Genomic DNA, 11,687 nt, shown 5'->3' on the forward strand with positions numbered 1-11,687 from the left:
TCGATGATCTGGATCAAGGAGCTCGCGCGGGCCACCCCTTGATCGAAACCAGATACAGGCCCTAGGGCGCACCTCAGGTCCCGGTAGGGCATGACGAGGGCGGACGCACCCGCCACCGAGGTCACGGACGCACCCACCGTCAGGCAGGCCAGCCGTCCTCATTGAGCGGCTCCTTGCCGAACGTACGGTGGTTTTCGGCCGAGTAGCTGCCGGAGAAGGAACGGGACGAGGACATCGACCCCTTCACCAACACCGTCCGGGTCACGTGATGAAGCTGTGCAAGAAGCTCGGTGAGCCGCAGCTGGTCGAAACCGTCGCCCCGGGCGGGGGAGTGGCTGCGATGACAGGGCACGGCCGAGTCCCGGCTCGTCAGGTTCCCGGTACGTGATCCAGATCCATGTCCGTCGTGGCGACGTCACCTATGCCGCCGCCCCGGAGTCGCGCACATCGGCCACGACGGCGTGGATGCGCGACGGGTCGGCGGCATCGCGTACGACCTCGTCCAGTCGCTTCTTGTCGCGGCCCAGGATCGTGACCGACGCTCCCTCGGCGAGGAAGCGTTCGGCGACGGCACGGCCGATGCCCGATCCGCCCCCGGTGATCAGGGCCGCGTCACCCTCCAGCCAGCCGCCCGTCATGACTGCTCCCCGAGGAAGCCGGTGACCAACGCGTCGAACTCGGGCTGCCGCTCCAGCTGGACCCAGTGGCCGCACCGCCCGAACACGTGCAGCTGCACGTCACGGATCTGCTTGAGCATGAGCTGGGCGCCTTCGAGGGTGATGGTCCGGTCGTCGCGGCCCCAGAGCAGCAGCGTGGGCGCCTTGATCTTGTGCAGGTCCCGCCACAGGGGGTCCATGCCACCCCGCTTGCCGAAGGCCGCGTTGTAGTGGTGGTAGAAGGCGATGTGGCTTTCGTCGAGCGAGGTCCGCCGGACGCCGCAGCGCTCCGCGCGGGGCCGCCGTGGCCGCGCACGTCGACGTCGACACTGCCTACGAGGTCCAACGCCGTCTCACCGCCCGCTTGCTGGAGTGCAGCGGGCATTCGACGAATGCCACCGAGGCGCACCCCGAGACCGAGCGCGAGCAAGCCCGGCGCGTGCCCGGTGTACCCACGCCCAGCGGTCGGTTAAGCAGCGTTCACTGCGCCGAGAACACGCTCCCGGCACCGCTCTGCCTCCGCGATCGTCCGGGCGACGTCGATGCCGATGACCCCCTCGCCCCATTTCCGGAGCGTGCCGTTGACGAAGACGACGTCGACGTCGCTGTTCGTGCAGAAGTTGACGACGGTGCCGATGGCGTCGCCACGAGGGCGCAGGTGCAACCGCCCGGTGTTGACGGCGATGAGGTCGGCAGGCAGGCCCGCCTTGAGTATTCCGAGCCGACCAGGCATGCCGGCGCTCGGCGCGCCCCCGGACGTGGCGGCCCGGAGCGTGTCGAGTGTGCTGAACGGGCTGATCGCCTGCTCGCCCGAGGAGGAGTTCGGTCGGGTGAACGCGGCACTGCGCTGGAGTGTCAGCAGAGTCCGCATCTCGGTGAAGAAGTCCAGTCCGTAGCAGACCTCGTTGTCCGAGCTGATACCGAAGACAGCACCACTCTCCTGGGCCTGGAGCACGGCTGGGAACGCGGGGCCGATGCCGAAGTGAGGGTCGGATCGCGGAGTGACGTTCACGCCCGCGCCCACGTCTCGCAACTCCGACCACTGCCGCGCGCTCACGCCGATGCAGTGGTTGAACGTATCGTCGGCTCCGATCAAGCCCTCACCGAAGAAGTCGCCTACGGCCGCAGGCAACCCGAGTTGCGGGACGGGAACTCCGAGGACCAGCTCGGCTGAGACGCCCACACCGGTCGCTCGCGCGAACTCGAAGACTCCACGCGAGGGCATCGGGCTGAACAAGCGGAGGGTCAGCAGTTCGTCGTCGTCCGGGTATGCCGATCGCAGTTCCGCGAAGGTGCTCAGGAACTTCTCCGGATCCGTGTCGACGGCCGGTGCCCCGGCGGCGAAGACCGCCCGAATGCCCATCGACCGGAGACCGTCCATGGCGGCGAGCGCGTGCTCCACGGACTTCGTGTTGTGACTGTTGTCGACGATCGTTGTCACGCCGGCGTTGATGGCCTGGACGGCGGTGAGTTGCTGCCCGACCCGCATCTCGTCCGGAGTCATCAGCGGGGCGCACGCCAGGTGCGCGAAAGCCATGTATTCGGGGAAGCTCGCATCCGGCACGGCACCCCGAAAGACCCCCTCCCAGGCGTGAACGTGGCAGTCGATGAATCCGGGGAGGACGATGTGCTCGGTGAGATCCACGACGACGGTGTTCTCATCAGCGAGGTGGCCGAGATCCGCTCCGACGGCCTCGATCCGGCTTCCCCGGATGAACACGTCCGACCGCTCTGACCGCGGCCGGTCCGGATCCATCGTCACGACTTCGGCATTGCGCAGAATCGCCGAACGCTGCGGGTCATCAGCGCGCGCGGCGAGCACTTCACCGACACGGGTGCTCGAAGGTTCCATGTCCGGCTCCTGCTCGCTCAGCGTACGACGGTCGCCTCGACCGGCACGTGCCGCTCGAGGAACTCGATCTGATCGGCCACGACACGCTCGAACCAATCGCCCACATAGATGTCGAAGTGACTGGCGTCGTAACGCTTGACTTCCCCTCGCGCCGCACGGGAGGCGAGTTGCTCCGTCTTGCGCGCCGGCGTCACCTTGTCCCGCTCGCACACACAGACGAGCAGAGGAGCCTTCACCTCGGACGCCCCACGGCCGGGCCGATAGACCGGCACCTGGAACATGAAACGGGCGGGAATCTCGGGGATCTCGAACGGCTCGCCCGACGCGTCGAAAATCGCCCGCAATCCACTCACCGAGTCCGGCGAGGTCATTACCGCCAGGTCACCGGGAAGCCCCACGATGGGAACTCGCACCGGCGGCTCATTCCGGTTCGCAGCCTTCCGGTCCTTGAGCGCCTCACGCATGAGCCGCATGATCGTCTTCTTCGGCATCGCCCTCGCGGCGGCCGGCCCGTCGGAGAACGGGCACTGGGCTATCGCTGCGGCGATGCCGGGATCGCCCGCGGCCGTGGTGATCACATGCCCACCGGCGAACGACGTCCCCCACAGGATCACCCGCCGCGGATCGATACCCTCAAGAGTCCGGGCATACGCCACAGCGCCGCGCCAGTCCTCCAACTGCTCTTCGACATCGACCAGTTGCCGCGGCTCACCGGTACTCGAGCCGAAGTGACGGTAGTCGAAGGCAAGGGCCGCGTACCCCCGCTCGGCGAACCGCTGCGCGAACGCGTCGAGCCGCTGACTCTTGAGTCCGGCCAGGCCGTGACCCAAGAGGACGATCGGCACGGGCGAGTCGTTCGCCGCGCCGGCGGGCAGGAAGAGCCACCCACCACACTCACCGTCGCCCGACCTGAACCGCACATCCCGCCGGGACACCGCCGCGTCAGCCACCACGAACTCCTATCGCCGTTGATCGGGCAAGCCTGCGCCCAACGGTCGCCAGCCACACCCAGGAGGGTCACGGCACATCCTCATGGCGGAGGCGTCGGTACTCAATGTTGCAACGCACACTGACCAGGGGACGAGCAGTGCACTGTGCACTTGTGATCTGGACTCCTGGCCGCTGGCCGGCTCAGATTTCGCAGGGCGGCGGCGAAGTAGCCACGCTCCGCAGCCCCGTCCGCCGGTTTTGAATGGCGTCCGGTGGCAAGCGCATGGCACCGGACGGACGGGTCGGCGTCGGTACGCGCATCGCAAGGCGTCGGCCACGCTCGTCTTCGCGGCCACAGCAGGGTGCACTTGGCGGCAGTCGCCGCTGGCTTCCGCCTGGTCGGGGGCGACCGCCCGTGCAGGAGACGGCCCGCCAAGCTCTACGCGGACAGGGGTACGGCAATGGCTACCTGCGCCGATGGCTGCGCGAGCTCGGTATTCAGCACCTCATCTCCCGCAAGGGAATCGAGTTCTCCACACGGCTGGGCCGCGCACGCGCGCAACGTCGTCAATGCGCTCAAGAATTGAGTAGCCGGAATTGGTGGGTCCACAGGTGACCCGACGGTGTCAAGATCGCTCTTGGTGACAATGGAAACAGTACCGCCAAGCCTGAACAGGACGTATAGTCATGGTAAAGAGTGATGGCACCTTGTGACACGGGAGGCAATCGGTGAACGAAGCGGATTTGCAGCGCCTGATTGACGAGTCGGAAGTCCGAAAACTTGTTCAGGAGCATTACCGAGCGCTCGACGAAGCGAATTACGACGCATTGCATTCGCTGTACACCGACGATGCTGTGTTTGAGATCGGCGGGCAGATTCAGCGCGGTCGGCAAGCGATTGTCGACACCCCTGGAACTAATATCGGGCGCGCCTATGAGGTGACGTATCACCACATTGGGCAGATTTACGTCGACCTCGATGGAGACGAGGCAAGGGGCGTGGCCTACGTCGTCGCGTATCACCTCCCGAATGCGGCGGAGCTGATGAAGCACGAGGATGGTGGTGGCAAGTTTCACGTCACCGCCCGACGAACGGAAGACGGCTGGCGATTGACGCAGGCCCGTCTCGAGGTTGTCTTCGCTCAAGGGGACCCCATGAGAGTCCACGTCTAAAGGGGGTCATCGCTTTTAGCGGGGTAGCCGGTCGTGGCGGGAATCGTTGAGTGAGCCACTGAGTCGACGGCACGGGTATGTGCGGGGTTCCTTCCCCTCGCGGCAGGCGTAAAGCCGCCACACGCCGACCGTTATGACCGGCAACCTCCCGCGAGCTCAATGGTGGTCTGCACACAGGATCGGCAGCGAACAGGGCGGTGCGCACACGCCAGTACAGTAGGCCCGGTGACTGCCACCACGCTCGGAGGTGACTCCGAGGAGCTCATTCGCGGCGTCTCAAGAGCGATACTCGCCGATCCGGGCATTCTCATGCCGGTGCCCGCGGCGGTCGTCGACGCCGCGGGCGGCCCGTTCGCTGCCGATCCGTCCATTGTCGAGGCGCTCGGCGAGGCGACCCAGGAGAACGCGCTCCACTGGACGCGGTCGATGTACGAGCACCCCCGGCTGAGGGTCGCACCCACCTTGAGCAGTCAGGTCGTCGGCGTCGCGAGAGAAGGGTTCCGCTGGGGTACGGAGAAGACCCTCCGCACGGCATATCGCGCCGGTGAGCAGGCGATGTGGTCCCTCTGGATGCGGCTGGCCTTCTCACTGCACGACGATCCCGAGGTCCTGCTGCCGGCTCTCGACCACGTCTCCCGTTCGCTCGCCCGCTGGGTCGAGGACACCTCCGCCGCGCTGTTGGACCTCCTCGAGAGGGAACGCACGGCCCTGTCGGGTGACGCACAGGTTCGACGGCTCGAACTGGTCAATCTCGTGCTCGGAGGCTCCTCCGCGCCGACGAGCCACCTGGAGCAGGCCCTCCGATACCCGCTGTCGGCCTCCCACCTGGGCGTCATCGTCTCCGCACCGCCGCGACTCGCGGACCGCGCACGTCTCGTGCAGGCCGCGAGCATCGTCGGCCGACTCACCCAGTCGGCGCATCAGCTTCTCGTCCACGCCAGCACGTCGTCGCTCTGGCTGTGGGTGACGCCGCGGGCACTCATGACGCCGGACGACCTCGAAACCGCCACGGCACAGCACCCCGACGTGAGGCTCGTCGTCGGGCCGCGGGACGAGGGGGTGGACGGCTTCAGACGCAGCCACCACAGGGCACTGGAAGCACAGCGTCTGGTCCGCGACCACGGCGAGCAGCGGATCGTCTTCTACGACGATGTCGCCGCCGTGCTCCTTCTTGCAGCGGAAAGCGCCCGGCTTCGGGAATTCGTCCACACGACGCTCGGCCCCCTGGCCGCGGGCCCCGCCGAACTGCGACAGACGCTGAGGGTGTTCATCCGGGAGCGGTACAACGCGTCACAGACGGCTCGTCTGCTGTACACGCATCGAAACACCGTTCTGCAGCGTGTCCGCCGCGCCGAACAGCTCCTCCCGACGACACTCGAGCGGCACGGCACCAACGTGGGTCTGGCGCTGGACGCGATGCACTGGCTGAACGTGCGGCTCGACTGAACCAGACCGCCGCCTCGGCCTCCGCCCGCCGCCGTACCGTCAGGAATAACCCGATCGACCGTTCGCTCGACGGCAGAGGTGTATCGGCGCGCACAGCAGCATTGTCGAGAAGCGTGCTGCGGCAACGATGCCGGAGCACCGCTCGGTCGGAGGTGAGTACACCAGTCGGCCGCCCGCCGACGGCCGCCCGCCGAAGCGAGGAGATCGGCTCCACCTCGCTGGAACTGACGAGCACCGATCGGCTGCGCACCGAGCACAACCGCGTCCCGCGCGGCATCGTCCCCCTCACCGACACCCCCGACGGCCGGCAACGATTCCAGGACCTCGCCAGCATCATCGAGTGGGAGCAGAGCCGCCTGTCTCACCAGATCGCCAGGATGACCAAACGAGGCCTGGTGACCCGGGAAGAATGCGCCGAGGACGGACGCGGTGCCTTCGTCGCCATCACACCGGCCGGCCGCAAAACCATCGAGGCCGCCGCATTCCACCATGTGGCCACGGTCCGCCGCCTGGTCATCGACGCCCTCAGCCCGGACGAACTCGCCACCTTCGCACGGCTCTCCAACCTCATCCTCGAGCAACTGGACAACGAGTCACCGTGACCTTCGCACGGGTGACACGGCCGGTGACCTCGGCGGACGGAGTGCCGGCGGTGCGGCGGTGCTGCCGTACGTCCACCGCGCCGCGCACCACCCGCCGCACGCCTGCCGCCCGTACGGCGCCCACGACCATGCGTCACCGACCCGTGCTGCCGCCGGTCGACGCGGCACCGGACGAGAGCGACACGGTCACTCGGGCCGTGCTGGAGGCAGGCGGATTCGTCCGCTCGGCGAAGGCGGTCTGCCGGATGAGTGCGTGGTCCTGTTCGCCGTCGAACCACCGCGTCTGGCGGGTGTGTCGTGTCCCTGGACCGGCATGCCCACCGACCGCCCCAATGCGTCTCCGCTCCGGTCGTGCCGAGAGCCCGGCCGCCGTCGAGGGCTGACCCCGAACCCGGGCACGCCGCGGGTTAGGGGTCAGCCGGCCGCAGCGCGGCGCGCCAGCGCCACGACACGGCTCGGCGTGATGCCATACGTCTGCTTGAAGACCCGGCTGAAATGCGCCACGTCGTTGAAACCCCACCGGAAGGCGACGTCTGTGACGGTCCGCTCCCCGGATCCGTGCGCGAGTTCCCGGTAACAGACTTTCAGGCGCCGCTCGCGGATCCAGCGCCCCACCGTCGTGCCCGTGCCGGCGAACGCGAGGTGCAGCGAGCGCACGGAGACGTCGAGTGCTTCCGCGACGGACGAGGCGGACAGCTCCGGGTCGTCGAGACGATCCTCCACATAGCGGCGGACCCGGTTCAGGAGGGCCGCGCGGGCGCTCGCCGAAGGGGACGCCTCCACGGTGGGTACGAGCGCGGAGTCCAGGGTGTCGAAGAAGTTCTGGCAGGCGATGGCGAGTCCCGCGTCCGAGAGGTGGTCCAACTCGCGGACGATCGCGCGCAGCTGATCGGCGGCGATCGCCGCCAGACCGGTTCCCGCACCGACCGGCACGGGGCCGCTCGCGCGGGCGGCCGCGGCCGCGAGCCCCTGCGGGACCATGCCGCGCGGAAGCAGGAGGGAGAGCTCGTGGTGGGGCTCGACCGCGTCGAAGGCACGCGCGAGGTCGCTGTCCCACACCAGCAGGTCATGGGGGGCCGACGGCCACCTCGCCGTCCCCGTACCGGCACACCAGCCGGCCGCTGAGGTTGATCAGCACCCCGATGCGCGCAGGCCGTCCCTCGGCGTCGTCGATCCTCCGGCCCGCGTAGCGTCCGCCCCGGAACTCGGCGACGGTGAGTTCGTCCAGGTTGCGGTAGCGGACAGCGGCCCGGAACCGGTCGGGCTCGGGGAATGTCAGCGTCCACGGGAGGTGCAGCTCGGGCATCTTGCGCGTCCACGCGACGGGCGCACCTTTCTGCGACAGTCCATCGGTCGACCATGTGCCGGTTCCGACCATCCCGAACACCTCCGCGAGCTGTGCCACCACCATTGTGCAGTGCATTCCTGCCACGCGGGGAGGGCAACAGGCTGTGCCGCCCTGCGGACCGCGAGGCCGTGCCGGGGGGCATGAGGAGTGGGGCCGGCTGCACGAACGTACAAGCCGGGTTGCGCTCTGGGACAAGCGGTGCCGTCGCCCGTTGCGCAGAGTTCTCCTCACCGTCACCCGCGCCGAGCCCTCCTGAGAGGAGTCTCGGCCACCACGGAAGGACCCAGCGGTGAGCGAATTGCGTCCGGTCGTCCTCTACGGAGCCAGCGGATCCACCGGCCGACTGGTGGCCGAATACCTGCGTGAATACAGCATCCCGTTCGTGGCCGCCGGCCGGAACAAGGCCCGGATCCAGGAGGTCATGGACAAGGTCCCGGGGATCGAGACCGCGGACTACGAGATCGCCGAGGTGGACGGCTCTGTCGAGTCCCTGACCCGGCTGTTCGAGGGCCGGAGCGTCGTATGCAACGTCGTGGGCCCGTTCCTGCGCTACGCGGCCCCGGTCGTGGAGGCGGCGATCCGGGCAGGCTGCCACTACCTCGACACAGCCGGTGAACAGACCCACCTGCTCCGCCTGCTCGACGAGTGGGGCCCGCGGTTCGCCGAGGCCGGCCGAGTCGCCTCGTCCGCGATGTCGATCCAGTACGCGCTGCACGACATCGCCGCCCGCATCTGTCTGGAGACACCCGGCGTCGACTCCCTGGAGTTCGGCTCGTACGCCAATGCCATCCCCACGGTCGGCTCCACCCAGTCGATCTTCGACGTGATGCGGGCGGAGGCCCACTACCTGGAGGACGGCCGGCTGAAGAAGTACGACCGGGTGACCCGCCAGGACCTCGTCGTGCCCGGTTCGGGCTATGTCGTCACCGGGCTGAACTGGGGCGGCACCGCGATGCCGGTGTTCTTCCGGGACGACCGCCGGGTGCGCAATTGCCGCATGTTCGTCGCGATGCGGAACGAGGACATCTACAAGCGGGTCATCGACCTGGAGCGCCTGTTCAAGGTGTCCCTGCAATGGCTTCCGGAGGAAACCCTGTACCCGGTGTTGGACAAGATGGCATCCGGCATGACGCCGGGCAGCCCACCCCGTGAGAACCGCCAGATCCACCGCTCCGTCGACTGGTGCACGGCACGCGGCAACACGGCCACCGCGCGGGTGGTCATCCACAGCAGCACCGGCTACCAGATGACCGGCCTGATGCAGGCGTACGCGGCCTCCCGGCTGCTCGGCTCCACCCACCACGGCACCGGTTTCCGCTCGCCCGCCGAGCTGCTCGGTCACCGTGAGCTCATGGGCGCCCTGGAGTCGTACGGCTTCGCGCGCATCACCGAGGAGAGCGTGGCGTGAGCGCGCCACCGGTGTGGATCGCCGGCGTCGGCATGACCCCCTTCGGTGTCCGGCGGGACGCCTCCGTCAAGGACCTGACCAGGGACGCCGTCACCGAGGCACTCAAGGACGCGGGCGGGCGGCTCGGTGACGTGGACGCGGCGTACTTCGGCAACACCTGCCAGTCGGTCCTGGAGGGCCAGCTGGTCGTCCCGGGCCAGATGGCGCTGCGCAGCATGGGATTCGAGCGGATCCCCGTGATCAACGTCGAGAACGCGTGCGCCACGGGAGCGACGGCCCTGCACCAGGCCGTCCTGCACGTCCGTTCCGGGGCCGCCGACGTGGTGCTGACGGTCGGTGTGGAGAAGACCAACGTCGACGACAAGCGCAAGATGCTCGGCCTGTTCGACGGCGGCGTCGACGTCCACGACCCCGACGGCGTACGGGCGGTGCTCCGTGAGCTCGGCGGCGACGTCCTCGACGACGCCGGCGTGCCGCGCAGCATGTTCATGGACATCTACGGGGCGCTCGCCCGGTCGCACATGAAGACGTTCGGCACGACGAAGCGGCACCTGGCGCTGATCGCGGAGAAGAACCACGCACACGCGGTCTCCGACCCGCTCGCCCACTTCCGCAAGGCCATGTCGGCCGAGGAGATCCTCGCGGCCCGCACGGTCACCGAACCCCTGACCGTCCCGATGTGCGCGCCCCTCACTGACGGCGCCGCCGCGGCGATCGTCTGCAACGAGGCGGGCCGGGCACGCCTCGGGGGAAGCCGGCACGTCCGCGTACTGGCCTCGGTCCTCGGCACCGGAACCGTGCGCTCCCTGGCCGACTGGGAGCACTCGGTCAGCGCGCTCGCGGCGCAGGACGCGTACGAGCAGGCAGGGATCGGGCCGCAGGACGTGTCCGTCGCCGAGGTGCACGACGCGTCGGTGTTCGGCGAGCTTCTCCAGCACGAGGCGTCACATGATCCGCCGGACACGGCCTAGGGTTCCCGTACCTCCCGTTGCTGCGACGTGAACTCCCCGCTTCCCGCAGTGGAACAACGCCCTGCCGTGCTGGCAGAAGGGGAGATCGTGAACCACCCCCTCTCGCTCGCGCACCTCGTGCGCGACCGTGCCGTCACCGACCCCGACCTCGACGTCCTGACCTTTGAGCACGAGGGCCGCACCCAGGTACGCACGTACGGCGACCTCTGGGCCCACGCCCTGCGGATCGCCGACGTTTTCTCGGCGCTGGGCGTCTCCCGCTCGGACGGCTGCGGCCTTCTGCTCCACAACGAACCCGAGTTCGTCGAGTCCATGATCGCCGCGAACGTGCTCGGAGCGGTGTTCGTCCCTCTGGATCCGCGGCTGCGGGGTGACCGACTGGCGTTCATGGTCGGCGACGCGGGATGCCGGGGCGTCGTATGCGGTGCGGATGCCGTCGAGGCCGTACTCTCGATCGCCCCGAAGGCGCCGAACCTCGAATGGATCTTGGTCGTCGGGTCGCCTGCGCCCCCTCGTCCACCGCCTTCCACCTGGCCGTCTCGGCGGTCGCCCGGGAGTTTCGTCGTTGATCTCAACGGGGCGATGATCGGCCAGATCCTGCCCAGGAGAGCAACGGAGCACCGTCGCCCGGCTGCCGCGGGGAAGGCCGATCTCAGCTACCTGTTCCTGCCGCGGCGTGGGGATTCGGGTATGCCGCCGAGGCGTGCGCGGCGGCACTCGACTGGCTCGAAGGCGTCTTTCCCGGCGAGCCGGTGGTGCTCACCACCCAGACCGCCAACGCCGGCTCCATGCGCCTCGCGGCAAAGCTGGGGTTCATTGAAGCGGAGCGGTTCCGGGCCTGGGACGCCGATCAGTGGCTCGGCCTGCGGTCCCCGGTACTGCCTTCCGATTGAGCCCGACAGCTCGGATCGACGTGGTGCTCTGGATGCATCACCGTACGGATCATCAGCAGAGAAACTGCATCGGAACCTGAACTCCAGCGGATGCACACAGGGTCTCCGCCCGCAGGAGGAAGCTGGCCTCGTGCTCCCGGCGAAACACCCCCTGACCTGCGGTGTACCAAAGTGCCAACTATCTCTCTGATTCCGTACTTCCAGTCGCAGAACCTAGTTGGCATCGGCGCAGGTCACGATCGTTCCCTAGTGCCAACTAGCGATCCCGGTCACAGTTGTCACATACCGAGGACAGTTGGCACCGGGATTCTGTGGGATCAGGATGACGGCTGAGCCGTGACACGCTAGACGAATGAGTCCGATGTGATCAGTGGTCGTACGCGATCAGGGATCGGGTGACCGGTGCTC

General features: G+C 68.1%; 13 protein-coding genes and 1 pseudogene. 7 read left to right on the top strand and 7 right to left on the bottom strand.

What is annotated here, in order from left to right; all coding sequences use genetic code 11:
* Window positions 1–139: 139 nt before the first annotated feature.
* The 5 genes from F3T56_RS49590 to F3T56_RS44330 form a co-directional block, all read right to left on the bottom strand.
* A complete protein-coding gene (locus tag F3T56_RS49590) occupies window positions 140–265 on the bottom strand; it encodes a hypothetical protein (protein ID WP_281291983.1) in 126 nt (41 codons plus the stop codon).
* Window positions 266–419: 154 nt separating this feature from the next.
* Window positions 420–638 (bottom strand): SDR family NAD(P)-dependent oxidoreductase, encoded by a 219-nt coding sequence (locus tag F3T56_RS44315; protein WP_149831130.1) that lies wholly within the window; start codon window positions 636–638, stop codon window positions 420–422.
* A complete protein-coding gene (locus F3T56_RS44320; protein ID WP_281291984.1) occupies window positions 635–904 on the bottom strand; it encodes an alpha/beta fold hydrolase in 270 nt (89 codons plus the stop codon). The genes F3T56_RS44315 and F3T56_RS44320 overlap by 4 nt, the downstream gene beginning before the upstream one ends.
* Window positions 905–1,125: 221 nt before the next feature.
* Window positions 1,126–2,508, bottom strand: coding sequence for an amidohydrolase family protein (locus F3T56_RS44325; protein ID WP_149831131.1), 1,383 nt, complete (start codon window positions 2,506–2,508; stop codon window positions 1,126–1,128).
* 17 nt (window positions 2,509–2,525) lie between these two features.
* Window positions 2,526–3,458, bottom strand: a complete 933-nt coding sequence (locus F3T56_RS44330; RefSeq protein WP_246204775.1) for an alpha/beta hydrolase — start codon at window positions 3,456–3,458, stop codon at window positions 2,526–2,528.
* Between the two features lie 709 nt (window positions 3,459–4,167).
* Here F3T56_RS44330 and F3T56_RS44335 point away from each other — a divergent pair.
* The 4 genes from F3T56_RS44335 (at window position 4,168) to F3T56_RS44350 (ending at window position 7,042) form a co-directional block, all read left to right on the top strand.
* The gene (locus F3T56_RS44335) at window positions 4,168–4,611 is read left to right on the top strand and encodes a nuclear transport factor 2 family protein (RefSeq protein ID WP_149831132.1); all 444 of its coding nucleotides are present in this window, start codon (window positions 4,168–4,170) and stop codon (window positions 4,609–4,611) included.
* 225 nt (window positions 4,612–4,836) lie between these two features.
* Window positions 4,837–6,057 (top strand): PucR family transcriptional regulator, encoded by a 1,221-nt coding sequence (locus F3T56_RS44340; RefSeq protein ID WP_172639470.1) that lies wholly within the window; start codon window positions 4,837–4,839, stop codon window positions 6,055–6,057.
* A 152-nt stretch (window positions 6,058–6,209) separates the two neighbouring features.
* Window positions 6,210–6,659, top strand: coding sequence for a MarR family winged helix-turn-helix transcriptional regulator (locus F3T56_RS44345; RefSeq protein WP_149831134.1), 450 nt, complete (start codon window positions 6,210–6,212; stop codon window positions 6,657–6,659).
* A complete protein-coding gene (locus F3T56_RS44350; RefSeq protein ID WP_149831135.1) occupies window positions 6,656–7,042 on the top strand; it encodes a hypothetical protein in 387 nt (128 codons plus the stop codon). Before F3T56_RS44345 ends, F3T56_RS44350 begins: the two co-directional genes overlap by 4 nt.
* Window positions 7,043–7,073: 31 nt before the next feature.
* Here F3T56_RS44350 and F3T56_RS44355 read toward each other — a convergent pair whose 3' ends face one another.
* Both F3T56_RS44355 and F3T56_RS47265 read right to left on the bottom strand, forming a co-directional pair.
* Entirely contained in the window at window positions 7,074–7,718 is a 645-nt protein-coding gene (locus tag F3T56_RS44355; protein ID WP_216373097.1) for an AraC family transcriptional regulator, read from the bottom strand.
* A 7-nt stretch (window positions 7,719–7,725) separates the two neighbouring features.
* Complete coding sequence (locus F3T56_RS47265; RefSeq protein ID WP_216373098.1) at window positions 7,726–8,070, bottom strand: AraC-like ligand-binding domain-containing protein; 345 nt, start codon at window positions 8,068–8,070, stop codon at window positions 7,726–7,728.
* Window positions 8,071–8,296: 226 nt separating this feature from the next.
* Here F3T56_RS47265 and F3T56_RS44360 point away from each other — a divergent pair, with 226 nt between their 5' ends.
* From F3T56_RS44360 to F3T56_RS50425, 3 genes and pseudogenes are all read left to right on the top strand, one after another.
* A complete protein-coding gene (locus tag F3T56_RS44360) occupies window positions 8,297–9,415 on the top strand; it encodes a saccharopine dehydrogenase family protein (protein WP_149831136.1) in 1,119 nt (372 codons plus the stop codon).
* Window positions 9,412–10,386, top strand: a complete 975-nt coding sequence (locus tag F3T56_RS44365; protein WP_149831137.1) for a thiolase family protein — start codon at window positions 9,412–9,414, stop codon at window positions 10,384–10,386. The genes F3T56_RS44360 and F3T56_RS44365 overlap by 4 nt, the downstream gene beginning before the upstream one ends.
* A 117-nt stretch (window positions 10,387–10,503) precedes the next feature.
* Window positions 10,504–11,279: pseudogene (locus F3T56_RS50425) on the top strand (GNAT family N-acetyltransferase).
* Window positions 11,280–11,687: the final 408 nt, after the last annotated feature.

The organism is Streptomyces tailanensis, assembly GCF_008386495.1.
Classification (GTDB): Bacteria; Actinomycetota; Actinomycetes; order Streptomycetales; family Streptomycetaceae; genus Streptomyces; species Streptomyces tailanensis.

Coding starts and splice junctions, on each gene's coding strand:
- F3T56_RS44315 (WP_149831130.1), bottom strand. CDS start 638: ATGACGGGCGGCTGGCTGGAGGGTGACGCGGCCCTGATCACCGGGGGC.
- F3T56_RS44325 (WP_149831131.1), bottom strand. CDS start 2,508: ATGGAACCTTCGAGCACCCGTGTCGGTGAAGTGCTCGCCGCGCGCGCT.
- F3T56_RS47265 (WP_216373098.1), bottom strand. CDS start 8,070: ATGGTGGTGGCACAGCTCGCGGAGGTGTTCGGGATGGTCGGAACCGGC.